This window comes from Pseudomonas sp. S2_C11 (assembly GCF_054668395.1).
The window spans coordinates 2,653,261-2,679,189 of sequence record NZ_CP162765.1 but is presented as its reverse complement, the minus strand read 5'-3'; the positions used below and the strand labels follow the sequence as shown (position 1 = coordinate 2,679,189).

13 protein-coding genes and 2 riboswitches are annotated in these 25,929 nt (G+C 60.7%); of the genes, 7 read left to right on the top strand and 6 right to left on the bottom strand.

The window, feature by feature from the left end; genetic code table 11:
- Positions 1-379: 379 nt before the first annotated feature.
- The gene (locus tag AB4N48_RS12030) at positions 380-598 is read right to left on the bottom strand and encodes a DUF2970 domain-containing protein (protein ID WP_016774481.1); all 219 of its coding nucleotides are present in this window, start codon (positions 596-598) and stop codon (positions 380-382) included.
- A 157-nt stretch (positions 599-755) separates the two neighbouring features.
- Here AB4N48_RS12030 and AB4N48_RS12025 point away from each other — a divergent pair, with 157 nt between their 5' ends.
- On the top strand, positions 756-8,048 hold the full coding sequence (locus tag AB4N48_RS12025; RefSeq protein WP_460095498.1) for a dermonecrotic toxin domain-containing protein: 7,293 nt from the start codon (positions 756-758) through the stop codon (positions 8,046-8,048).
- Positions 8,049-8,102: 54 nt separating this feature from the next.
- Here AB4N48_RS12025 and metH read toward each other — a convergent pair whose 3' ends face one another.
- Positions 8,103-11,813: a methionine synthase gene (gene metH, locus AB4N48_RS12020; RefSeq protein WP_460095497.1), complete on the bottom strand. Its 3,711-nt coding sequence runs from the start codon at positions 11,811-11,813 to the stop codon at positions 8,103-8,105.
- 155 nt (positions 11,814-11,968) lie between these two features.
- On the opposite strand from metH, the gene AB4N48_RS12015 reads away from it, so the two are divergent.
- Together AB4N48_RS12015 and nfuA are read left to right on the top strand one after the other, a co-directional pair.
- Complete coding sequence (locus AB4N48_RS12015; protein WP_460095496.1) at positions 11,969-14,263, top strand: fatty acid cis/trans isomerase; 2,295 nt, start codon at positions 11,969-11,971, stop codon at positions 14,261-14,263.
- Positions 14,264-14,366: 103 nt separating this feature from the next.
- Complete coding sequence (gene nfuA / locus AB4N48_RS12010; protein WP_003225494.1) at positions 14,367-14,951, top strand: Fe-S biogenesis protein NfuA; 585 nt, start codon at positions 14,367-14,369, stop codon at positions 14,949-14,951.
- 143 nt (positions 14,952-15,094) lie between these two features.
- On the opposite strand, the gene cobM is transcribed toward nfuA, so the two are convergent.
- The 4 genes from cobM to AB4N48_RS11990 all read right to left on the bottom strand — a co-directional run bounded on the left by cobM (position 15,095) and on the right by AB4N48_RS11990 (position 17,240).
- Positions 15,095-15,841 (bottom strand): precorrin-4 C(11)-methyltransferase, encoded by a 747-nt coding sequence (gene cobM / locus AB4N48_RS12005; RefSeq protein ID WP_460095495.1) that lies wholly within the window; start codon positions 15,839-15,841, stop codon positions 15,095-15,097.
- Between the two features lie 78 nt (positions 15,842-15,919).
- Complete coding sequence (locus AB4N48_RS12000) at positions 15,920-16,333, bottom strand: cobalamin biosynthesis protein (RefSeq protein WP_122507089.1); 414 nt, start codon at positions 16,331-16,333, stop codon at positions 15,920-15,922.
- Entirely contained in the window at positions 16,330-17,031 is a 702-nt protein-coding gene (locus AB4N48_RS11995) for a CbtA family protein (protein WP_122751413.1), read from the bottom strand. Before AB4N48_RS11995 ends, AB4N48_RS12000 begins: the two co-directional genes overlap by 4 nt.
- 11 nt (positions 17,032-17,042) lie before the next feature.
- Complete coding sequence (locus AB4N48_RS11990; protein WP_016774486.1) at positions 17,043-17,240, bottom strand: CbtB domain-containing protein; 198 nt, start codon at positions 17,238-17,240, stop codon at positions 17,043-17,045.
- 123 nt (positions 17,241-17,363) lie between these two features.
- Positions 17,364-17,582: riboswitch (cobalamin riboswitch) on the bottom strand.
- Between the two features lie 889 nt (positions 17,583-18,471).
- Positions 18,472-18,683, top strand: a riboswitch (cobalamin riboswitch).
- Positions 18,684-18,782: 99 nt separating this feature from the next.
- Here AB4N48_RS11990 and cobW point away from each other — a divergent pair.
- From cobW to AB4N48_RS11970, 4 genes are all read left to right on the top strand, one after another.
- Entirely contained in the window at positions 18,783-19,847 is a 1,065-nt protein-coding gene (gene cobW / locus AB4N48_RS11985) for a cobalamin biosynthesis protein CobW (RefSeq protein WP_024012737.1), read from the top strand.
- Positions 19,848-19,850: 3 nt separating this feature from the next.
- Positions 19,851-23,699: a cobaltochelatase subunit CobN gene (gene cobN, locus AB4N48_RS11980; protein WP_460095494.1), complete on the top strand. Its 3,849-nt coding sequence runs from the start codon at positions 19,851-19,853 to the stop codon at positions 23,697-23,699.
- A 216-nt stretch (positions 23,700-23,915) separates the two neighbouring features.
- The gene (locus tag AB4N48_RS11975) at positions 23,916-24,926 is read left to right on the top strand and encodes an ATP-binding protein (RefSeq protein ID WP_095179744.1); all 1,011 of its coding nucleotides are present in this window, start codon (positions 23,916-23,918) and stop codon (positions 24,924-24,926) included.
- Positions 24,899-25,591 (top strand): vWA domain-containing protein, encoded by a 693-nt coding sequence (locus AB4N48_RS11970; RefSeq protein ID WP_460143641.1) that lies wholly within the window; start codon positions 24,899-24,901, stop codon positions 25,589-25,591. Before AB4N48_RS11975 ends, AB4N48_RS11970 begins: the two co-directional genes overlap by 28 nt.
- Positions 25,592-25,929 lie beyond the last annotated feature (338 nt).

Here is a 25,929-nt window from a genome sequence, read left to right as displayed (position 1 = left end):
CCGCGCACTCCGTCACGGAGCCGGGGCAATATACCCGTTTGCAGTTATGCGCAAAAGTGATGTTTGAGTATATGTAAAGAACCAAATCGCCTAACGCGAATGCCGGTCATCTAATCCACATTTGTCGTGCGGACAATCATCGTCTTAACTGTGATCGAGTCTTTGTGCAATCACCGATAAAACCGACAAGAGGCGATGCAATGAGCAACCCGACCAAAGCCAGAAAAAGCGACAGCAGTGTCGACGCGTGGGCCATTTTGTTCCTGATCATTCTCGTAGTAGGAACAGCGGTCTTCTGGGTCAGTCACCAGTAACATCCGCGCTCCGGGCCGTTCTCCCAAGGCCCGGATAACCTGTGGCAGATGCCTGTTCAGTGCCATCACACCCCGGCCAGATACAGCACCAGCTTGACGATGGCAAACAGCGTCAGGCCGAACACCGCCGTGAACAAAACTCCCAGAATCACAAAGTGACTGGGTTTGCCGTGGGTGAAATCCCTTTCCCGGTTCTTGCCGCTCTGAACCCCGAACGCCGCCGCCATGACGCTGTGCAGCATCTGCCAGAAACTCGGCGGTTTGTTGTCGACTGGATCGTCCATAAATCCCTCTGCGAAAAGTCATCCTCCTGAAGCATAGCCAATCCGCTGGGTCCGGGATGCCATCGAAGCAGCCCGGACAAGTTTGAGCGATACCCGAATAACGCAGAAGCGATAACGTGACATGGTTTGCTGACCGCTCCATCAAAAAGGAGTGACCATGAACGTTATCCCCCCCGAACCAGTGTCGACGCAGCCTGCGTCCACCGCTCAGCAGGCAGCCCCCAACCGGTCTGCAAAACTCATCGCAACACAAAGCCTGCACGGCGAGTTTCTCGAGACATCGATCCCGCAATGGTTGACCAGCGCTTTGCCGCATCGGCGCGAAGCGCTCAAGGCGGTCCCGACCGCGTTACCGGCCTGGTATCAGCATGCGACGCCGGCCCAACGTAAAACCCTCGACGAGACTTTCAAGGCCAGCGTTATCGCCCAGAACAGTCTCGACAAGAGCATGGCGAAATTCGTGGATGTCGAAACATTCGCCAGGCCGTTATTGATCAAAGCCTTGAAGGACCAATACGCGCTGGAAATCGATGTAGACAAAACCCTGTTATGTTTACGGCGCCCGGTCGAAATGGGTATTCAGAGAACCGTATTGGCCTCGTTCGAGGTTCTCAAGATCACGCTGCTGGAAGCCTCGCTGCACAACTTCGAAGCTGACGAATGCGAGGGGACCTATCATTCGAGCTCCGGTTTTGTTGTGGCGACGCCTGCTGCGGACACATTCAAGCACGTCGACACAGGCCTCACGGTCAGCCAGTTTTTGCGCCTTTGCCGCACTCTGGATATAGGTCAGCAATACCAGACGTACCTGCAGGAATTTTTCCATCCGCGGGACGCGGTGGCAGAGGCGGTGCTCAGCGAACGCTTCATCGCCAGCCAGAAGGCAGCGATGCGCGCTGCAGCCGAACAGGCGCTATTGCGCAATGACATCGAGGCGGCAGATCACGCGATGATCCTCTCGGTCATCGACGGCGAAATGCACCCGTGGATGGGGCGCAAGCAAGTCTGGTTCCAGGACCTCGGCCTGATGAAAAAAAGGCTGACCGGGTGCGTGGCTTTCGTCATCTGCGAAAAATACCGTTACACCGATGAACTGATCCTTTACATCCCCAACGACCCGGAACATCCGCTCAAGCGCTACACGTTCGAGCAAATGCGCGAAGAGCTCAAGCGCTTGCTCACTGCACGTGATGCGTCGCAACAGACCAGCGCAGAGCCCACCGCATACCAGCGTTTTTTAAGTCAGTTCCTGCCCTATGATCAGCGCCCGTACTATTTCAGCCAGTTCAGGCAAAAGGCAGCCGACTCACCTGGCGATGCCTGGGACGTTCTGCGTTCCCCTTGGCTGGCCTTCGTACAGGGTTTTACCGGTGGTTTTACATTCACCACCATCGAACAGGTTCCACCCGAACGCACAGTCAAGTGGGAGCCGGCGGTTGATCCGTACATCGCGCCTTCGACAGTCGAACGCAAGGGCAGGGGGCTTTGGGCGCCCAACGAGGACTTGTGGCAATACCTTTATGCGCAGAATCGCGCCAAGGTGTTGGCCGACGCGCGAAGCCACGCGGTACCCACTGCCGATGTCGATGCGAACGCACGAGATGCCAAACTGGCCCATCTGATGCAGATCGGCATGCTGGGCTTGAATCTGGTGTCGATGTTCGTGCCTGTGCTGGGCGAAACAATGATGGTCGTGATGGCGGGACAACTGCTGTATGAAACCCTTGAAGGCGCTATCGAGTGGAGTGAAGGTGATCGCAGGGCCGCCAGGGGTCACCTGGTCGACGTGGCCGAGAATCTCGCTCAGGTTGCCGTGATGGCGGGTGTTGGAGCAGGTGTAAGGAAGTTCTCGGCCGCCAGGGCTGTACCGGTCATCGAACAGTTGAGTCCGGTCACGTTACCCAATGGCGAAACCCGCCTGTGGAAACCTGATCTCAGCGGCTACGAGGCCGCTGTTGTCCTTGACGCACACTTGACCCCGAATCCTTCCGGGCAGTATGCGGTGGATGGCAAAACCTGGATCCGTCAGGACAACAAGGTGTATGAGCAGGTCTTCGACGACTCGATCAACCAGTGGCGCATCAAGCACCCGACCGATCCTGCAGCCTATCAACCTGTTCTGCAAAGTAATGGCCATGGAGCGTGGCGCCATACCCTGGAGCGTCCTCTGGAATGGGATCGTCTGACGCTGTTGCGGCGCATGGGCCACATCTGCGAGCCGCTATCCGATACGGAGCTGCTCAAAGCGATGGATATCAGCGGCGTCAGCGACGATATGTTGCGCAAGATGCACCTCGACCATGGAGTGCCGCCACCGGAGCTGATTCAGGCCATGCGCTTGTTGAAAACCGATGCACAAGCCGCGCAAGTCATTGAGCAACTGGAGGGTGGGGCGCCGGTCGATGACAAGTATCTGTATGCCCTGCCACTGGTCACTGACATGCCGCGCTGGCCGGCCAATCGCGTACTGGAAGTCTTTGAGGGGACGCAACTGACCGGCAGATCCGTCAAGTATGGCGGCGGATATCGGGTGCGGGGTGTCGGGGGCAAGGCACCGATCCGGATTTCCCGGGCGGACGTCCTCAGCGGCGACCTGCCGCAGCTTGTTCTGGGCGGACTGGATGAATCGGAAATCGTCCACCTGCTCGGAGGTGAAGGTGCGCGGGTTCGAGAAGCGAGACCTGCAGAACTCGCCAAGCAAATTGCGGCCTATGCCCAAACCCGCCAATCGGCCATTTACGACAGTATTTATCAGGGCACCGAGCCTGTCGCCGATCAGGTCAGGCAATTGCAGAACGCCTGTCCGGGACTCAGTGAGTCAGCTGCACAGCAAGTGCTGGCGCAGGCGCGGCCGGATGAACTGCAACGGCTCGGCTCAACTCGTCCCATACCGCTGCGCATGCTGGAGGAAGCTCGCTGGTATGCGCGCCGCAGCCGGCAGGTGCGGGCATATGCGGGGCTGCGCAGCGAGAATATTGCCTCGGCGGACAGTCGATGCCTGGCGTTGCACACGCTTGAACGGTTGCCCGGCTGGCCGGACAACTTGCGCCTTGAAATACGCGAGGGCAGCGACAGCGGTCCGTTGCTTGAGAGCATTGGCAGCCAGACGGCCTTCGAGAGAAAGTACCTGATCAAAAGCGGCCAGCAATTTCAGGCATTCAACGACCGAGGCGAAACGCTCAACAGCCTGCCACGCCACGGCGACAACTTTTATGCCTCTCTCATGCACGCTCTGCCGGATCACGCGCGGCGCGCCCTGGGGGTGCCCGAGGTCAGTCAGTCGGCCGAACTGCAAAAGAAAATCATCGCCCACGCTGACCAGCACCACGGCATGGCGGCCGCATTGCTGGAACAGCCAGCGCAGTGGATGAGACCGCCGGTACGGGTAAACGAAGCGTTGATCGGCTATCCCGCCAGCGGAAGAGCGGGTTGGCTGGAGCGCAATCTGGTTGCCGACCTGCGCGACCTCTACCCGGGCCTCACCGATCAGCAGGCCAGTGGATTGATCCTTGAGCAGGTGCGTGCGGGCAGAAACAACCGGGAGATTTTTCGGTGGTTGCAGTCGCGACGCGAAGAGTGGCAACAACTTGAGGCAACACTGGACGAGTGGGCGGGGACCAACGCGATGGCTCCCTGGGAACCTTCCGGTACTGTTCAGAATCTGCTGGTCGCGCAAGCGCTTAAAACCAGTTGGCGCAATGCCCTTTTGGTCGATGAAGTGCCCAATGCGGATCAACTGCGCCTGGTGACTTACGATGCTTTGCCCGCGCTGACAGCAGACTTTTCCCACGTGCGTAAATTGTCCCTTCGCGGAGATGGTATTACTGATGGCAATGCCGACGCTTTTCTTGCCCTGTTTCCCGGCCTGGAAAAACTCTCGCTGGGTGAGCGCGAGAGTTATTTTGATTTGGGTATGCACCAGCAGTCGCTGTCCTCTCTGCCCGCAAGCTTAGCCAGGATGCCTTCATTGAAAACGCTCAAGCTGAGGACCTCGGCCCCGGCAATGGCCACAGATTTTCCTCAGCGGGTGAAAATGTTGACCTCGCTCGAAGCCCTTGAACTCGATTTTCAAGGATTCATTGACGAGAACCCGCCGGCACTGGAATTGGCCGCGCTCAAACACCTGAAACGACTCAAGATCGAAGCACCCGGCATGACGCAATGGCCAGCATCGGTACAAGCGCTTCCCGAGCTGCAGAGGCTGGATCTGTTTCGGACGTCAATCGCTTCCATTCCTCCAGCGCTCTATACCGGCCATGAAAAACTGTGGGCGGGCCTGTCACTGAATTGGTCGAACTTCTCCCATGAGGCATTCAAACCAGCATTCGAGTACGTCAAAAATTATTCGGGGTCCATGGGGCATCTGATGGACCTGAACTTGATGGTCCGCCAGTACTGCCTCGGTGAACTGAAATTCCTCACGGGTGAAGGCCGCTTTCTCGATCCGTTGCCTGAGCACATCATGACTGTCTGGAATACCCCGGAAACCCGGTTGAAAGCGATCGAACTGCTGCGCCTGGAACACGCCGGGATCTTCCGCCGGTTTTATCAACCGACGACGTCCGATGGCCTGCGTGGCGCTGCACGCGAGCCGCGCTGGCAGTCGCCGCCGAACAGCGCGGTGGTGCGTGAGCTTGAGGAAAACTGGCGCGCGAGCGTACGCAAACGCTATCGCCTGCTCGACCTGGGGGACGATTCTCTGGTATTCGAGCTGTCTGACACAGACGGTTTGAACCATGGCGCGGCCATCAGCGAGCTTGTGCCATTGCCGGCCGGTACATTTTCCCATGTGCAGACCTTACGTCTGGATCGGTTGAACGTGCCGGCTGGACAGATTCAGGCTTTTCTGCAAGCGTTCAGCGGCGTGCGGACGCTGCAAATCACAGGCTGCGGATTGACCGAGTTGCCGGTGAAACCGGCGGATTTTGCGCAGCTGACGCGGCTGGACCTGTCCAGCAACCAGATCACCTCTACGGGGGAAATTCAAAGCCAGTTCGCCGAGCTCAAGGCGCTTGAGTTTCTGAACTTGCGGCGCAACCGTTTGACGGCGCTGGACGTGACGGCCATGCCGAAGCTCGAAGTGCTGGATTTGAGTGGCAATAGCCTTCAAACGTGGCCAGCGGGGGCGGAAAATCTGTCCGGGTTGAAGTGGCTGGATCTGCGAGACAACAGCCTCGATTCGCTGCCCGAGCGCGTTCTTGCCATCGACAGCGTATTGCTCAAGAGCCATCTGACCGGGAACCCGTTCAGCGCTGAGGCAGAGGCAGCTCTGACGACGGCGCGCGGGCGTATCGAGGCGAGCAACGGTTTGCCTCGAGGTGCATTGAAAAGCTATGAAAGTCAGCCGGCCGGCTACCTGGTCGCTGCGAACACCTCGGTGCCAGGCACCGCGTTTTCCCGGATCCACGAGTTTCTGTTACCGCTGCGTACTGCGTCATCTGCGGCTGAAGGTAGCGCAGGTCTGGTCAGGCGGTTGCGGGAATTGAATCCGGATCTTTCCCAGGAACAGGCCCAGCACTGTATGGCGCGGTTGAGCGGCGCAGGGTTGGATGAAGCGCAGATTGATGCCCGGATCAAGGACTGGCGAGAGAGTGACGAGGCGCTGACGCGTCAGTTGAACGGTTGGATCTTCAAGCCGGCGGCCGCGAGGGTTTCGACGCAAGACAGAGTCTTCACGGCGATGAGAATCCGTGATTGCTGGGTCGATGGACTGACCCGTCATACCGAAGAAGCGGGTCGCAAGCTCGACCTCAGCGGCTTGCACATTGTTGAGTTGCCGCCTCTGTCGAACGCGTTTACGCAAGTACGAACGCTCGACCTGACTTCGGTAGGGTTTTCCTTGCAGAGCCTGAATGATTTTTGCAGCGCTTTCCCTGAACTGACCACGCTGGTGCTTAACTCCAACAATCTGGAGGGGCTACCGGAGGCTGTCGGTACATTGCAGAGGCTGGAGCATCTGGAGCTACGCATTAACCATTTTGCTGAAGCGCCTGGCGTTTTGCAGCAAATGGGCAATCGCCTGCGTTCGCTGGATCTGAGTCATAACCAACTGAGCCAATTCAACGCCAGCGCACTCACCCGGATCGAGCGCCTGAATCTGTCTCTCAATTCGATAAGCCACTGGCCTGATGGGGTACAGGCACTGGAGCATTTGCAAACTCTAAATCTTCTTGGCAACCGTATTTCCCTATTTCCCGACACGCTGCTGGATGGCAACCATGAGCGACTGGTGGCAGGCACCGACCTGCGCGGAAACCGACTGCCTCTCGAGAGTCTGGAACAGCTCAGGGACTACAGTGCGGCTAACGCGAACCGTGGCGTCATGGGGTATTCGTTTGCATCTCTCGAGCGCGCAATTACCGAGTATGAAGCGACGTCCGAAAGCGAGCCCGATACGCCTTTTGATTCCGACAGTAGCGATAGCGATGACAGTAATGCCGGCGGTGCCGGACGCGTGGACAGGCATGAAGCCGTAGAAGCAGACGAAATCATCGCCAATCCGCAGCAAGACGTAGATGAGCAGGCAATGAACACCTGGCTCAATTACACCCGGACCCAGACGCGCGAAACGCGGCAAGCGCTATGGCTGCAATTGGCGCGCGAACCCAACCATGAGGCGTTCTTTCACCTGCTGTCGATGTTGCACGACACTGCCGATTTCAGTGTGTCGGGCGCTGATCTGACGCAACGGGTATGGCGGGTGATAGAAGCGGCAAGCGAAAACACGGAGTTGCGCGAGTTGCTCTTCTTCAACTCCGCGACTCACGGCACTTGCCCCGATGGCCGAATACTGTCATTCAGTGAGCTGGAAACGCGGGTCTATGAATACACCGCATTGCGCGACATCCCACGCCATCTGCCTGATCAGCGCGGCATGGCGTTGGTCGAGCTGACGCGGCGCCTGTTCCGACTGGAAAGGGTCGACAGGCTGGCGGAAGCAGCTGGCAGGTTCCAGGATCGGGCCGAAATCCGTCTGCAGTACCGAATCGGCATGACGCGCGGCTGGCCCGACGGGTTAGAGCTGCCTGCGCAACCGGATCACATGTTGTACAGGACACCGATCGAGGGACAACTGCTGAGCGAGGCACGCGCTTCTGTGCTGGCCGACGAAGCGTCAGACCTGTTCCTCGAGGACTTGATTGCCCGCGATTACTGGATTCGCTACATGCGCGACCGACACGCCGCCATCTTCGATGAGCTTGAACGCTGCGCCACACATCGTCAGGAAGAAGTCGAGGATGCGCATCCAGACAAGTGGAACGACGAGGACTCGCGAAGACTGTACGTGGAAGCGATGAGCCAGTTGGAAATCGAGCTGGCGCAGGCACGCACCGACAAACTCAAGGAGCTGTCTCGCCAGGAACTGGTAAACCTTGCGCGGGTCGCTGCAGGGGATTCGCAGACACGCCCGGCGTCACCGCAACCGGGGCCGTCCTCGCGTCGGGACTGAGGAGCTGACCCGATCCGGGAGTCGCAAACTACCGGATCGGGCTTGCAACAAGCCTCAGCTGTCGTAACCCAGATTCGGCGCCAGCCAACGCTCGGTCACGCTCAGATCCTGTCCCTTGCGTGCGGTGTAGCTTTGCACCTGATCCTTGTCGATCTTGCCCACCGCAAAGTATTGCGCTTGCGGATGGGCGAAGTACCAGCCGCTGACCGCTGCGGCGGGGAACATTGCGTAGTGTTCGGTGAGGAACACGCCACTGCGCCCGGCGCGCATTTCCGCAGCCTCTGGATCGAGCAGGGTGAACAGTGCCGCTTTCTCGGTGTGATCCGGGCAGGCCGGGTAGCCGGGAGCGGGGCGGATGCCACGGTATTGCTCTTTGATCAGTGCATCGTTGTCGAGGGTTTCATCCTTGGCGTAACCCCAGTGTTCTTTACGCACTTGCTGGTGCAGCCATTCGGCGCAGGCCTCGGCCAAGCGGTCGGCGAGGGCCTTGACCATGATCGAGTTGTAGTCGTCGCCAGCGTCCTGATAAGCCTTGGCCACTTCTTCGGCGCCGATGCCGGCGGTGGTAATGAAGCCGCCGACGTAGTCGGTGACTTCGCTGTCTTTGGGCGCAACGAAGTCGGCGAGGCAGAAGTTCGGCTTGCCGTCGGTCTTGATGATCTGCTGGCGCAAGTGATGCAGCTTGGCCAATGGCTTGCCGTTATCGTCGTACAGCTCGATGTCGTCTTCGTTGACCTGATTGGCTGGCCAGAAACCGAACACCGCACGGGCGCTGATCAGCTTTTCGTCGATCAGTTTGGTGAGCATTTCCCGGGCGTCCTTGTACAGCGCAGTGGCGGCCTCACCGACCACTTCATCTTCAAGGATGCGCGGGAACTTGCCGGCCAGGTCCCAGGAAATGAAGAAAGGCGTCCAGTCGATGTACTCGGCCAGCACGTTCAAATCGATATTGTCGAGCACCTTGCTGCCGGTGAAGGTCGGTACCACTGGCTGATAATTGGCCCAGTCGAATTGCGGCTTCTTGGCGATGGCGGCGGCATAGCTCAGGCGTTCGGTGCGGGCGCTGCGATTGGAAGTGCGCTCGCGCACGTCGATGTATTCCAGGCGGGTCTTCTCGACGAAACCGGCCTTGAGCTCCTTGGACAACAACTGTGTCGCCACGCCGACGGCGCGCGAGGCGTCGGTCACGTAGACCACGGCATCGTTGCTGTACTTCGGCTCGATCTTCACCGCAGTGTGCGCTTTCGACGTCGTCGCGCCACCGATCATCAGTGGCAGATGGAAGTCCTGACGCTGCATTTCGCGGGCAACGTGGACCATCTCGTCCAGCGACGGGGTGATCAGGCCGGAAAGGCCGATGATGTCGCATTTTTCTTCTTTGGCGACCTGCAGGATCTTCTCGGCCGGGACCATCACGCCGAGGTCGACGATGTCATAGCCGTTGCAACCAAGCACCACGCCAACGATGTTCTTGCCGATGTCGTGCACGTCGCCCTTGACTGTGGCCATGAGGATCTTGCCCTTGGCTTCCGGCTTGTCGCCTTTCTCCAGTTCGATGAACGGGATCAAGTGCGCCACGGCCTGCTTCATCACACGGGCGGATTTCACCACTTGCGGGAGGAACATTTTGCCGGCGCCGAACAGGTCGCCGACGATGTTCATGCCGGACATCAGCGGGCCTTCGATCACTTCGATCGGCCGCGCAAACGACTGGCGGGATTCTTCGGTGTCTTCAACGATGTGCGTGGTGATGCCCTTGACCAGCGCGTGCTCCAGACGTTTGTTGACGTCCCAGTTGCGCCATTCTTCGGTCTCGGCTTCCTTGACGCTGCCGTCGCCCTTGTACTTGTCAGCGATGGCGAGGAGGGCGTCGGTGCCGTCCGGGGTGCGATTGAGGATCACGTCTTCGACCGCGTCGCGCAGCTCCACCGGGATCTGATCGTAGATCTCCAGTTGACCGGCGTTGACGATGCCCATGGTCAGCCCGGCGCGGATCGCGTAGAGCAGGAACACCGAGTGAATCGCCTCACGCACCGGGTTGTTGCCACGGAACGAGAACGACACGTTGGACACGCCGCCGGAGCTCAGCGCATACGGCAGTTCGTCGCGGATGTAGGCGCAGGCGTTGATGAAATCGACTGCGTAGTTGTTGTGTTCTTCGATGCCGGTGGCGACGGCGAAGATGTTCGGGTCGAAGATGATGTCTTCCGGCGGGAAGCCGACTTCGTTGACCAGAATGTCGTAGGAGCGTTTGCAGATCTCTTTCTTGCGCGCTTCGGTGTCGGCCTGGCCGGCTTCGTCGAAGGCCATCACCACCACCGCAGCGCCGTAGCGCTTGCACAGCTTGGCGTGATGGATGAACTGCTCGACGCCTTCTTTCATGCTGATCGAGTTGACGATGCCCTTGCCCTGAATGCACTTGAGGCCGGCTTCGATGACTTCCCATTTCGACGAGTCGATCATGATCGGCACGCGCGAGATATCCGGTTCGCCGGCGATCAGATTGAGGAAGGTGACCATGGCCTTCTTCGAATCGAGCATGCCCTCGTCCATGTTGATGTCGATGATCTGCGCGCCGGCCTCGACCTGCTGCAGCGCGACTTCGAGGGCTTCGGTGTAGTTGTCTTCACGGATCAGGCGGGCGAATTTTGCCGAACCGGTGATGTTGGTGCGCTCGCCGACGTTGACGAACAGCGAGCTGCGATCAATGGTGAACGGCTCCAGACCCGAAAGGCGGCAGGCCTTGGGAATGTCCGGAATCTGCCGCGGCACATAACCGGCCACAGCTTTGGCAATCGCTTCGATGTGCCCCGGCGTGGTGCCGCAGCAACCGCCGACGATGTTGAGGAAACCGCTCTGGGCGAACTCTTCGATGACTTTCGCGGTTTGCGAGGGCAGTTCATCGTACTCGCCGAATTCATTGGGCAGGCCGGCGTTCGGATGCGCCGAAACGTGGGTGCTGGCCTTGTTCGACAGCTCTTCCAGGTACGGGCGCAGTTCGCTGGCGCCGAGGGCGCAGTTCAGGCCTACGGAAATCGGCTTGGCGTGCGCTACCGAGTTCCAGAACGCTTCGGTAGTCTGCCCCGACAGGGTTCGGCCGGAGGCGTCGGTGATGGTCCCGGAAATCATGATCGGCAATTCGAGGTGCAGCTCTTCGAACACACCTTGTACGGCGAAGATCGCCGCTTTGGCGTTGAGGGTGTCGAAAATGGTTTCGATCAGAATCAGGTCGGCGCCGCCCTCGATCAGGCCTTTGGTGGCTTCGGTGTAGTTTTCCACCAATTCATCGAAGGTGACGTTGCGGTAGCCGGGGTTGTTGACGTCGGGCGACAGTGAGCAGGTGCGGCTGGTCGGGCCGAGCACGCCGGCCACGAAGCGCGGCTTGGCCGGGTTTTCGGCGGTCTTGGCGTCGGCAATCTTGCGCGCCAGACGTGCGCCTTCTACGTTTAACTCGTACGCCAGCTCTTCCATACCGTAATCGGCCATGGAAATGCGCGTGGCGTTGAAGGTGTTGGTTTCGAGAATGTCGGCGCCGGCGTCCAGATAGGCTTTTTCGATACCGCCGATCACGTCCGGACGGGTGATCACCAGCAGGTCGTTGTTGCCCTTGACGTCACTCGGCCAGTCCGCGAAGCGCTTGCCGCGATAATCCTGTTCTTCGAGCTTGTAGCTCTGGATCATCGTGCCCATCCCGCCGTCGAGAATCAGGATGCGCTCTTTGAGGGCTTGCTTGAGAGCTTGAAGGCGGACGCTGCGATCGGACATGTGGACTACTCGGAAAGACCATTACGAAGGAGCGCGATCATAGCAAACCTGTGCGCTTTTGGAGCATGTGCAGCTTTTGCATGAATATCGCTCATGTTGGTACGAGCGTCATAACGGTAGAATCGCAGCCTTTTTTTATCATCGAGATCAGCAGCATGCCGCACCGCTTCATCAGTTTATGGTTGCTGGTCCTGAGCGGGAGCGTTGCGGCGCAAGATCCCGCCATTTCTTCTTCCATCTCCTACAGCCGAGATATCCAACCGATCTTCACCGAGAAGTGCGTAGCCTGCCATGCGTGCTATGACTCGGCCTGTCAGCTCAATCTCGGCAGTGGCGAAGGCGCCGCCCGTGGCGCGAGCAAGATGCCGGTATATGACGGCGAACGCACCCAGGCTGCACCGACCACGCGCTTGTTTTACGACGCCTTCGGCAAGCGCGCCTGGCAGCAGAAAGACTTCTATTCGGTACTCGATGCCCAGGGCAGCCAGGCCGCGCTGATGGCACGCATGCTTGAACTCGGCCACAAGACGCCGCTGACGCCGAACGCCAAACTGCCAGAAGAGATTGTTCTTGGGCTCAATCGCAACAATCTATGCGCAATGCCTGCGGAGTTCGACGGATATGCCGGCGCGCACCCGAAAGAGGGCATGCCGCTGGCGGTCACTGGCCTGACCGACCAGCAATACCAGACCTTGCAGCGCTGGCTGGCGTCTGGCGCGCCGATCGACGAACAGAGCCTGGCGCCGAGTGCCAAAGAGGCCATGCAGATCCTGCAGTGGGAGAACCTGCTCAATGCTCCCGGTGCTCGGCAAAGTCTGGTCGGGCGCTGGTTGTTCGAGCACTGGTATCTGGCGCACATCTATTTCAAGGACGGCGAGCCGGGGCATTATTTCCAGTGGGTGCGTTCGCGCACGCCGAGCGGCCAGCCGATTGATCTGATCGCCACTCGCCGCCCCAACGACGACCCGGGCACGCAGGTGTATTACCGCATGTGGCCGGTGCAAGGGGTGATCGTGCACAAGACGCACATCACTTATCCGCTGAGCGCGGCGAAAATGGCCCGGATCAAAAGCCTGTTCTACAGCGGCAACTGGCAGGTCAACGCGCTGCCGGGTTACGGCCCGCAAAGCCGTGCCAATCCGTTTGCCACTTTCGAAGCGATTCCGGCGCAGGCGCGCTATCAGTTCATGCTCGATAACGCCGAATACTTCGTCCGCACCTTCATTCGCGGCCCGGTGTGCCGTGGGCAGATCGCGACCGACGTGATCCGCGACAACTTCTGGGCGCTGTTCCAGGCGCCGGAACATGATCTCTATATCACCGACCCGAACTACCGCGGCCAGGCCACGCCGCTGCTGGCGATGCCGGGGCAGAACGACGATGTCGGCAGCGTGCTGAGTCTGTGGCGCAACTATCGCGACAAGCGCAACGAATACGAGGCACTGCGCCGTGACAGCTATGCCGATCTGCCGGCGCCGAGCTGGTCGACGCTGTGGGCCGGCAACGACAACGCCTTGCTGAGCATTTTCCGCCATTTCGACAGCGCTTCGGTGACCAAGGGGCTTATCGGTGAGGTGCCGCAAACCATGTGGCTGTTCGACTATCCGCTGCTGGAGCGCACTTATTACCAGCTCGCGGTCAATTTCGACGTGTTCGGCAACGTTTCCCATCAGGCGCAGACCCGTCTGTATTTCGATCTGATCCGTAACGGCGCGGAGCAGAACTTCCTGCGCCTGATGCCCGCCGACTCGCGCGAGGACTACCTCAACGATTGGTACCAGGACGGCGGCCAGTTCAAGATGTGGCTCGATTACGAGGCCATCGATGACGACAAACCGACCGCGCTGAAACTCGACGAAAAAGACCCGAAACATGATTTCGCCATGCAGTTGCTGGCGCGCTACGGTGATCTGAACGCGCGGCCAGACCCGATCAATCGCTGCGACGGCGCTTATTGCTCGCGACCGAATATCGATCCGGCGTTGCAGGATGCCGAGCAGGCCCTGAGCCGTCTGGCCTCGCGCCCGGCCGCAGGGTTGAAAGTCATCGACCAGTTGCCCGAAGCGACCTTGCTGCGCGTTGAAACCGCCAGTGGCAAGCGCGAGGTCTACAGCGTGCTGCGCAACCGCGCCCACAGCAACGTGGCGTTTTTGCTCGGTGAGTCGCTGCGCTATCAGCCGGGGCTCGACACGTTGACTGTCTATCCGGGCGTACTCACCAGTTACCCGAATTTCATGTTCAACGTCCCGGCCGAGCAGGTGCCGGCGTTTGTCGATGCGATGGAGAATGCCAAGGATGCCAATCGGTTCGAAAAGATCGTCGAACGCTGGGGCATTCGGCGCAGTCACCCGCAGTTCTGGCTGTATTTCCACGATCTGAGCCAATACATCCACGAAACCGACCCGGTGGAAGAGGGCGTGCTGGATATGAATCGGTACGAGAACCTTTGATGATTCGCAGGCGTGTTACGAGATTCTTTCCCGACAAAAATACTAGGACTTTGTCAGCCGCGCCGATTGGCGTAAACTGCGCCCACGCCTGCGAGGAGTTTTTATGACCGCTATTACCATTACTGACGCCGCCCATGATTACCTGGCCGATCTGCTCTCCAAGCAGAACACCCCGGGCATCGGCATCCGCGTTTTCATTACCCAGCCTGGTACCCAGTACGCCGAAACCTGCATTGCCTACTGCAAGCCGGGCGAAGAGAAGCCTGAAGACACCGCGCTGGGGCTGAAAAGCTTCACCGCCTACATCGATTCCTTCAGCGAAGCGTTTCTTGATGACGCGGTCGTTGATTACGCCACCGACCGCATGGGCGGCCAGCTGACCATCAAGGCGCCAAACGCCAAGGTGCCGATGGTCAACGCCGACAGCCCGGTCAACGAGCGCATCAACTATTACCTGCAAACCGAGATCAACCCGGGGCTGGCCAGTCACGGCGGTCAGGTCAGCCTGATCGATGTTGTCGAGGACGGCATTGCCGTGTTGCAGTTCGGCGGCGGTTGCCAGGGCTGCGGCCAGGCTGACGTAACCTTGAAAGAAGGCATTGAGCGCACCTTGCTCGAGCGCATTCCGGAGCTCAAGGGCGTTCGCGACGTGACCGACCACACGCAGAAAGAAAACGCCTACTACTAAGGTGTTCGCTGCGATCATGAAAAACGGCGCCCCGTGAGCGCCGTTTTTTTATGGGCAACTTTTGCCGCCCCATTCGCGAGCAGGCTCGCTGCCACATTGAAATGCAATGACCTGTGGGAGCGGGCCTGCTCGCGAAGGCGTCTTCAAGGCCGATAAAGATGCGCATGCCCGGCGCGATACAGCGAAGACTCGCTGAACACCTCGCTGCCCAGCACCCGCCCGACCAGAATCAGCGCCGTACGCCGAAAGCTTTTGGCCTCGACCTTTGCGGCAATGTCCGCCAATGTACCTACCACCCAGTCCTGATCCGGCCATGTCGCGCGGTGAATAACGGCAATCGGGCAGTCCGCGCCGTAATGCGGCAGCAGTTCAACCAGTATCTTTTCCAGATGATTGACCCCCAGATGAATGGCCATGGTCGCGCCGTGCTGCGCCAGGCTCGCCAGTTCTTCGCCGGCGGGCATCGCGGTCTTGTCGGCGTAACGGGTCAGGATCACGCTTTGCGAAATGTCCGGCAGGGTCAACTCGGCGCCCAGCAGCGCTGCGCATGCCGCCGTCGCGGTTACGCCCGGAATGATCTCGAAAGGAATGTTCAGCTCACGCAAGTAGCGGATCTGCTCACCAATCGCGCCGTACAGACTTGGGTCTCCGGAATGCACACGGGCCACATCCTGGCCTTGGGCATGGGCAGTCCTGATCAGATCGATGATCTGTTCCAGATGCAGTTCAGCGCTATTGGCCACGATTTCGGCCTGATGACCTTCCAGCACCGCTGCGGGTACCAGCGAACCGGCATAAATGATCACCGGGCAGCTGCGAATCAGCCGTTGGCCTTTGACGGTGATGAGTTCCGGGTCGCCGGGGCCGGCGCCGATGAAGTAGACGGTCATCGTTGAATCCTTGTGAAGAGGCGCAGGCACACTGCAGATGAAGCGTGCTCATGATCGATGGCGGGGATTATCGGGATTTTATGCAGCGCCGGCCAATGCCAGCGTGGCCTGCGCATATTTCTGCCGGTGGATCAGCAGTTTCGCCGGCGCCTGAATCAGTTGCTCGGCGAGCGCCAGCGCGGCGCTTTCCGCCACGCCGTAGCAGCCGGTGCGCTCAAAGGCGATCTGCGATTGATGGCTGAGGCGCTGCTGATAGGGCGCCAGTTCGGCACTGTTGAAATACTGCAGCGGCAGGTTCAATTGTGTGGCCAGTTCCAGCAACCCCGGTTCGTCGCGCTTGAGGTCGATACTCGCCAAAGCCTTGACCGCTCGCAGCTCGATGCGGTGCGCCTGCAACGCTTGATCGAGTAACGCACGCAACGTACTGGCCGGGCAGCCCCGCTGGCAGCCGAGGCCGACCACGAGGGTCGGCGCTGCGCGGTCATCGGTCATGCCTGATATGGGCCTGCGCTTTTGCGGCGGAACAACCATGCACTGATCAGGCCCAAGGCCAGCCAGAACGCGACGTTGGTCAGCTGCGAAGCGATTTTGAACTGGGTTTCCAGTGCCTCTGGAGCGAGCATCGAATGCACCTGCGGTTGCGGCGCGCCGATCACATGCGGCACGGCGAGAATCGCCACACCGAGAAGCTTCATCAGCCAGTGACGACTGAAGGCAATCAGTGCCAGACCGACCGCGGTCGAAGCGGCGGTGCCGATCCACCAGATCTGCCGCGATGCCAGATCGGCAGCCGCAGTGCCCGGCAATTCAGGTGGCAGGCCCAAGGTCGGCGCGAGAACGAACGTGGCGTAACCGGCCAGACCCCAGAGCAGCCCTTGCGAGGTCTTGGTCGGCGCGCGCAAGGTGTACAGGCCGGCGAGCATCAGGGCGAAACCCACCGCCACCACCAGATTGCCGCCAGTGGTCGAGACCACGCGCTGCCAGCCGTCTTCCGGCTCCCAGGCTTCGCCATCATGGCTGTGGGCGGCGGTGCCGGCGGCGTGTTCGTGGACTTGCGCGACCGGTTCGGATTTCTCGAAGGATTCGGCCTGCAGAATCAGTGGCGATACCCAGAAACTCTGCAGCAGGGTCAGGAGCAGGGCGGCCAGCAAGCCGGTGAAGCCTGCGGTTTGCGCGATACGCTTGATCATTTCGGCAGGCCTCAGTGGCACGGGAACGCGGCGCTGTGGCGGGTATCGTGGGCGGCGTTGTGCACCGCTTCGATGTGCGAGAAACCGGCGAACCAGACCAGGCTGGCACCGAGGATCGAGGCGAAGAGGGCGGCGGCGACGCGTTGGCCGAGTGTGGTGCTGCTGGAGATGTGGTCAGTGTGGCTGACGGTGTTACTGATGATCGACATAGCGCTTCCCTCTGAAATGTCAGCGGGTAAACAGAGCGCATGAAAATCCCTGCGGGCCGGGCACGCAGGGATTTCGAACAGCGCCCGCCCACCGCGGGTTTGTTTGTGTTCAGCGGCGCTTGCGCGCGCTGGGTGTTGCGGGCCGGTCTCCGGGCTCGCGAGGGGTTGGCTGGTCGCCGACCTGCAAGCATCACCTTCCCATGCCGGGGCACAGTGGATCTGACGCTTCGCTCGCTTACCGTTGCGGGGGCAGCACCGGACTGACATGGCTTTGAGTAAAGCACATGATTCACCGGTTTCCCGTTTCACCCTGTGAAGGGCACCCGTAACAAGGTGGGCAGGAGAACATGGGTTTGGGTTTTTAGTCAATTTCCGGGGAGTTTTCGGTGCTGCAGTGGGGGATTTTTCTGATGTTTTTGTGTGTATATCCGTTGCTGCGGGTGTTGCTGATTACGGTTTCGCCCTTACGGCGAGGCACTTTTTCCAAACGCCGAAAAAGCACCCAAAAAGGCTTGCTCCTACGTTCGGCCCTCGCAGGCTCGGGTTCCTTCGCTCCGGGACTGATCCTGGCGCAGCGGCTCCGGTTTGCTTCGCTGCACCTACACTCGCTGTGTACGACTGCGTCGTACGGTCGCTGCGCTCCCACGCCCGGATCAATCCCTCCACTCAGCCTTCCGACGTCGCCGGTGGATCAAGATCAAGAGCACCCGAGCTAACGCTCATTGTTGAGTGGGGCGGCTTCGCCGCGGGCAGCTGCGCTGCTTTGCTTTTGCTTTTGTGGGAGCGAGCCTGCTCGCGAAGGCGGCCTGACAGCCGACCTGTTCTTGAGCTGGTGCGCGATCCAACTGTAGGAGCTGCCGAAGGCTGCGATCTTTTGCTTTTGCCTTTGCCTTTGCTTTTGCTCTGGCTTTTGATCTTTTGCCCCTTCGGCAGGCTTCGTTACGGGATCGATCCGGGGGTGGGAGCGCAGCGACCGTACGACGCAGTCGTACACAGCGGAAGGAGGTGCAGCGAAGCAAACCGTAGCCGCTGCGCCCGGATCGGTCCCGTAACGAAGGTACCCCGAGCCCCAGCGAGCGGGCCGTACGCCGGGGCAAAGCCTTTTGGTTCCTTTTTGGCGTTTGAAAAAGGGACTCGCTGTAAGAGCGAAACCATAAGAAGCCGTTACCGCAGCAACGGATATACCCCCAGTTTCAGACTCACCGACCATTGACCCACGACGGACCCATGCGTAGCCTTGCGCTTTCGAGGTTCTTCGGCACTCGCCGAAGCTAAGAAGGGAACGCGGTCAAAGCCGCGGCTGCCCCCGCAACTGTGAACGGTGATGTTCGTTGCCACGCCACTGCCAGCTCAACCGATGAGCCAGCGGGAAGGCGCAATGGACGCCAGGCCCAACGCCTGAACGCCGTCAGCCAGGAGACCTGCCTCGTCACAGATTCTCACTACAACCGGGCGGGGTGATCCGGTGGCGAATGCTTCCGGCGTGCATGCGCGCTGCCGGTTCTCGTCCCGTATGCCCGCCGCTTGCCAAAGGGCATACCGATGAAAACACTGGCCAAACTCCCCGTCACCATCGTCACCGGTTTCCTCGGTTCGGGCAAAACCACGCTGCTGCGGCACATGCTCGATAACGCTCAGGGCCGGCGCATCGCGGTGATCGTCAACGAGTTTGGCGAGCTGGGCATCGACGGTGAAATCCTCAAGCAATGCACCATCGGCTGCACCGAAGAAGAGGCCAGCGGCCGCGTTTATGAGCTGGCCAACGGCTGCCTTTGCTGCACGGTGCAGGAAGAATTCTTCCCGGTGATGCGCGAACTGGTCGCCCGTCGCGGTGACCTTGATCACATTCTCATCGAAACCTCCGGCCTGGCTCTGCCCAAGCCGTTGGTGCAAGCCTTCCAGTGGCCGGAAATTCGCAGTGCCTGCACCGTCGATGCAGTCATCACCGTGGTCGACAGCCCGGCCGTCGCTGCTGGCACCTTCGCCGCGTTCCCGGATCAGGTCGATGCCCAGCGCAAACTCGATCCGAACCTTGATCACGAGTCGCCGCTGCACGAGTTGTTCGCCGATCAACTGGCCAGTGCTGACCTGGTCATCCTCAACAAAGCCGACCAGACCAGCGCGGAAGATCTGGCTCGCGTGCGTGCTGAAGTCGCCGAAGAGCTGCCGCCAGCGGTAAAAATCATCGAAGCCAGCAATGGCCGCCTGCCGCTGGACGTGCTGATCGGCCTCGGCGCCGGCTCTGAGGAGCATATCGACAGCCGCCACAGTCACCACGATCACCATCACGACGGTGATGACGACGACCACGATCACGACGCCTTCGATTCGATCTCCATCGAATTGCCGCAAGCCGACGAAAGCTTGCTGCTCGACGCGCTGACGCAACTGGTGGTGCAGCACGGCATCCTGCGGGTCAAAGGCTTCGCGGCGATTCCGAACAAGCCGATGCGCCTGTTGATCCAGGGCGTGGGCACGCGTTTCGATAAGCATTTCGACCGTCAGTGGGGCGCCGAAGAAGCGCGCGTCACGCGTCTGGTGCTGATCGGTCAGGAGCTTGATGCGGCACAACTCGAAGCGCAATTGCGCGCTGCGCTCAGCGTTTAAGCCATGCACCTGCTCAGGACCCAGCCCGGCGGATTCGTCTCGGATGACAACATTGCCGACCTCGGACAAACCCCCGCCGAGCTGGTGATCCTGTGCAGCGGCGATTCCAGCCTGGCGCTGCTCGCGGAGGCTGCGCAGCAACTGCCCGATGACTATCCGAGCCTGCGTCTGGCCAACCCGATGCAGGTGCAGAATCATGCCTCGGTCGATCTGTATGTCGACGAAGTGCTGCGCCACGCCAAGGTCATTCTGATCTCCCTGCATGGCGGCATTGCCTATTGGCGCTACGGTGTCGAGCGGCTGGTCGAGTTGTCCGAACGCGGCGTGCAACTGATTCTGGTGCCCGGCGATGACCGCCCGGACCCCGAGCTCAGTGACTTGAGCACGGTCAGCGCCGACGTGCGCGATCGACTCTGGCAATTCCTGCGTCAGGGCGGCATGGGCAATGCGCTGGATTTCTTCCGTTGTCTGGGCGACCAATGGTTCGCCCGCGATTACCCGTGGAACGAGCCGCAAACCCTGCCGCGCACGGCGATTTATCACCCACAGAAAAACAGCGCTGCCCTGAGTGACTGGCAAGCCGAATGGCTGCCCGGTCAACCGGTGGCGGCGCTGTTGTTTTATCGCTCGCATTTGCAGGCGGCGAACACGGCGTTCATCGATGTGTTCTGTCAGCGTTTGCAGGCAGCCGGGCTCAATCCGCTGCCGATCGCGGTGGCCAGTCTGAAAGAACCCGGTTGCTTGTCGGTGGTCGAGGACTGGCTGGATGAAGTCGAGGCGGGGGTGATTCTCAACACCACCGGTTTTGCCCAATCGAGTCCCGAGGCGCCGCATCTGCGCCCGTTTCGCCGCAACATCCCGGTGATTCAAGCGATCTGCGCCCAGGACAACGAGCCTGGCTGGCGCGACAGCGAGCAGGGCCTCGGGCCGCGCGATCTGGCGATGCACATTGCTTTGCCCGAACTTGACGGACGCATCATCAGCCGCCCGATCAGCTTCAAGGATCTGGCCTGGCGCAGCGAGCGCAGCCAGTCCGATGTGGTCTGTTATCGCGCCCAACCTGAACGCATGGATTTCGTCGCCGAACTGGCGCGGCGCTGGATTGCTCTGGGGCGGGTGCCCAATGGCGAAAAACGCATCGCGCTGATCCTCGCCAACTACCCGACCCGCGACGGCCGCATCGGCAACGGTGTCGGCCTCGATACCCCGGCGGCGGCGCTGAACATCCTGCGCGCTTTGCGCGAAGAGGGTTATCCAGTCACGGCCGAGTTGCCCGATAGCGGCACCGAGCTGATCCAGCAATTGCTCGGTGGTGTCAGCAACGACCTCGACAGTCTCGACCTGCGCCCGTGCCAGCAGAGCCTGGCGATGGACGATTACCTGGCAATGTTCAACGCGTTGCCGGAGGCGAATCGCGCGGCGGTAGTCGAGCGTTGGGGATCGCCACACAATGATCCGATGTGCCGCGACGGTCGCCTGATGATCGCCGGTCTGCGCTTCGGTCTGACCTTTGTCGGCATTCAGCCGGCCCGGGGTTATCAGGTCGATCCGAGCGCGGTGTATCACGACCCGGATCTGGTCCCGCCGCACGGCTATCTGGCGTTCTATTTCTGGTTGCGCAACACCTACGGCGCCCACGGCGTGATCCACGTCGGCAAGCACGGCAATCTCGAATGGCTGCCGGGCAAAGGTGTTGGGCTGTCGGAAAACTGCTGGCCCGACGCATTGCTCGGGCCGTTGCCGAATATCTATCCGTTTATCGTTAACGATCCGGGCGAGGGCGCCCAGGCCAAGCGGCGCACGCAGGCGGTGATCATCGACCACCTGATGCCACCGCTGACCCGCGCCGAAACCTATGGGCCGCTGCGCAATCTGGAGTTGCTGGCCGACGAATATTACGAGGCGCAACTGCTCGATCCGCGCCGTGCCCGCGAGTTGCAGCGCGACATTCTGCAATTGGTGCGGGACACGCAAATCGACCGCGAATTGCAACTGGATGCCGCGCTGGACAGCGATGCCGATGCGGCGATCTGGTTGCCGCGTCTCGACACTTATCTGTGCGATCTGAAGGAATCGCAGATTCGCGATGGGTTGCACATTTTTGGTGAATCGCCGAGCGGGCGCTTGCGTATCGACACCTTGCTGGCGTTGCTGCGCATCCCGCGCGGTGACGGTAAAGGCGCGCAGTCGAGCTTGTTGCGAGCGTTGGCCAAGGCGTTTGAGTTGGGCTTCGACCCCTTGGATTGTGCATTGGCCGATCCTTGGAATGGCCCGTGTCCGATCGAGTTGCAGGCCATCAGCGAAGAAGTCTGGCGCACCGCCGGCGACACCCGCGAACGCCTCGAACTCTTCGCCGCAGACCTGATCTTCCAAGCACTGAATGTCCCCTGTGGGAGCGAGCCTGCTCGCGAAAGCGGTGCGTCAGGTAAATCATTGTTGAATGACACACCGAGTTCGCGAGCAGGCTCGCTCCCACAAGGGGCGGGTTGGGCTGAGGTTGATTCGATACTCGACCATCTGCGCGAAGTCGTCGCCCCGCGCCTCGACGCTTGCGGCCCCGCCGAAATGCGCGGTCTGCTCGACGCCCTCAGCGGTCGTTTCGTCCCGGCCGGCCCCAGCGGTGCGCCCAGCCGTGGCCGCCTCGACGTGCTGCCGACCGGGCGCAACTTCTATTCGGTGGACGTGCGCAATCTGCCGACCACCACCGCGTGGCGCATCGGATTCCAGTCGGCAACGCTGATTCTCGAACGGCATCTGCAGGACCACGGCGATCACTTGCGCCAGCTCGGCCTGTCGGTCTGGGGCACCGCGACCATGCGCACCGGCGGCGACGACATCGCTCAGGCCATGGCTTTGATGGGCGTGCGTCCGGTCTGGGCCACGGGCAGTCAGCGCGTGGATGATTTCGAGATTCTGCCGCTGAGCCTGCTCGATCGTCCGCGAGTTGACGTGACGCTGCGGGTTTCGGGGTTTTTTCGTGATGCGTTTGCCAATCTCATCCGCCTGTTCGACGCCGCCGTGCAAGCGGTGGCCGCGCTGGACGAGCCGGATGACTTGAACCCACTCGCCGCCAAGGTGCGCGCCGAACGCGAGGCGCTGTTGCAGTCGGGCGTCGATGAAGATACCGCGCGGCGTCAAGCCGGGTGGCGCATCTTCGGCGCGAAACCGGGGGCGTATGGCGCCGGGGTGCAAGGCGCTATCGATGGACGTCTGTGGCAGTCGCGCGAAGACCTCGCCGAGGTCTACCTGAACTGGGGCGCCTATGCTTACGGCGGTGCCGACGAGGGCACGGCCGCCCGTGCGCAATTCAGCCAGCGCCTGAGCCAGGTGCAAGCGGTGCTGCAAAACCAGGACAACCGCGAGCATGACCTGCTCGATTCCAACGATTACTACCAGTTCCAGGGCGGCATGCTCGCTGCGGTGGAAACGCTGCGTGGCGAAGCGGCGGCCAGTTATCACGGCGATCACAGCCAGCCGGATCTGCCGAAGATTCGTACCTTAAAGGAAGAATTGAACCGCGTGGTGCGCTCGCGCGCGGCGAATCCGAAGTGGATCGACGGGGTCAAGCGTCACGGCTACAAAGGCGCGTTCGAACTGGCGGCGACGGTTGATAATCTGTTCGCCTTCGATGCGACTACGCAATTGATCGACGACCATCAATATGCGTTGCTGGCGGAGGCATATTTGCTCGATCCGGCGACCCGGGATTTTGTTCGTGAGCATAATCCCCATGCGCTGCGCGACATGACCGAACGCATGCTCGAAGCGCAGCAGCGCGGGATGTGGCAGGAGCCGGGGGCTTATAAAGAAGCGCTGGAGAATTTGCTGTTGGATATCGAGGAAGATATGTAGCCGCTAAAAAGCTACCCTCACCCCAGCCCTCTCCCGGAGGGAGAGGGGGCCGATCTTTAGCGCTGTCGAAGTTTGCGTCGACCCGATGCATCACGTCGACAGAACTCGAGAGGCCATCACGGTCTGTTCCCTCTCCCTCTGGGAGAGGGCTAGGGTGAGGGCAACAACTGACACACCACAACGTCACGACCATCCACGACCACGAAAGAGAAACCCATGACCGACACCCCGCATTTCCCGCTCTCCGCCGTGGTCGGCGCCGATGACTTGAAGCTCGCCCTGTGCCTGACCGCCATCGACCCGAAAATCGGCGGCGTACTCATCGAAGGCCCGCGCGGCATGGCCAAGTCGACGCTGGCGAGGGGCCTGGCGGATCTGCTCGCCAGCGGCCAGTTCGTCACCTTGCCGCTGGGCGCCACGGAAGAGCGCCTGGTCGGCACCCTCGATCTCGACGCTGCCCTGAGCGACGGTCGCGCGCAGTTTTCGCCCGGTGTCCTGGCCAAGGCTGACGGTGGCGTGCTGTACGTCGATGAAGTCAATCTGCTGCCCGATCATCTGGTCGACCTGCTGCTCGATGTCGCCGCCAGCGGTACCAACCTGATCGAGCGTGACGGCATTTCCCATCGGCATTCGGCGAAATTCGTCCTGATCGGCACCATGAACCCGGAAGAGGGCGAACTGCGGCCACAACTGCTTGACCGCTTCGGCTTGAACGTTGCCCTCAGCGGCCACACCGCGCCCGCCGAACGTGGACAGATCATTCGCCGGCGGCTGGATTTCGACAGCGATCCACAAGGGTTCTGCGCGCAGTGGGCGAGCGAGCAACACATCCTGCGTTCGCGCTGTGAAAGCGCCCGCGAGCGCCTGGCAGCCATTCCACTGGATGACGCGGCATTGGCGTTGATTACCGAGCGCTGTTTCGCTGCTGGCGTCGATGGCTTGCGCGCCGATCTGGTCTGGTTGCGCGCGGCCCGCGCCCATGCCGCGTGGCGTGGGGCGGATGCGATTGCTGAAGAGGACATCGACGCGGTGGCCGAATTTTCCCTGCGCCATCGCCGTCGCGAACAACCTTCATCCAGCGCCCAATCACAAGCGCAATCTCCGTCAGGCACAGACAGCAAATCCGGCGAAGGCCAGGGCCAGTGGGGCGAGATGCCGGCAACGGCGCAAGCCACCGGTGCCCGCCGCGAAGTTCCGAGCTGGCCGCCACTGGCAAAAAAGCCCTAGGCATTCGCCCCCGATCCGACGCGGGGGCGAATGCCAGACCCCGTGCCGGACAACTCGATAATGGTCGTCAGGGCCAACGCCAGAGCGCCAGCAGCGGTTCGGTGAACTGGCCGGGCACGCTGCTCAACGGCCGCCCTCAGCGACGCGCCGATTTGCTGTTTCAACAGCGCACCCGCTCACCCCATGAAATCTGGCTGGTGATCGTCGACGCGTCGGCTTCGACCCGTCGCCATCAGGCCTTGAGCGATGCCAAGGGCCTGCTCGCGCAGTTGTTCGACGATGCTTACCGCCAGCGGGCGCGGCTGGCGTTGCTGACCGCCAGTGGTTCTGCGCCGAAATGGCAGGTGCAAGGCTTGAAGGCCTCAAGCGGCCTGAGCACCTGGCTTGACGGTCTGGGCGCTGGTGGCGGCACGCCGTTGCTCGCGGCGCTGGAGCAGGCGCAGCAATGGCTGACGGTTAGACGCAAGCGCTTTCCCGCCGAACAGCAACGCTGCCTGATCGTGACCGATGGTCGCTTGAAAGAGCTGTCGGGGTTGCCGGTGCTGGCGTGCCCGGGATTGCTGATCGACATCGAACGCGGGCCGATTCGACTGGGCCGGGCGAAGGATCTGGCGACCGCGCTGCAAGCGCAGTATCAGCATATCGATGAGCTGGGTCTACGCTGAAATCCGCCGCACCGCTCGCACCCTGTGGGAGCGAGCCTGCTCGCGAAGGCTTTTTCGGCAACGCTGAAAGTCTCCGATCAAGGTCATTCATACAGATTTTGAAATGATTTACCGCTGTGGAGCAGGTCGGTCGACGCTGTACGCTCGAAGGCCATTTTTCATTCAGGATCTACATGAACACCCTCTCGGAGCCTCCCAGTCAGCACTCTCCAGCACGCCTTCGCGCGGTCTTGATCCATTCGCAGCATCCCGTCTTCCGACTCCCGACTATGGTTGATAACGCGGCCCTTGAGCCTTCGCGTTGCACTTCGCCGTGTCCGGCCGCCTGAATTCACTGA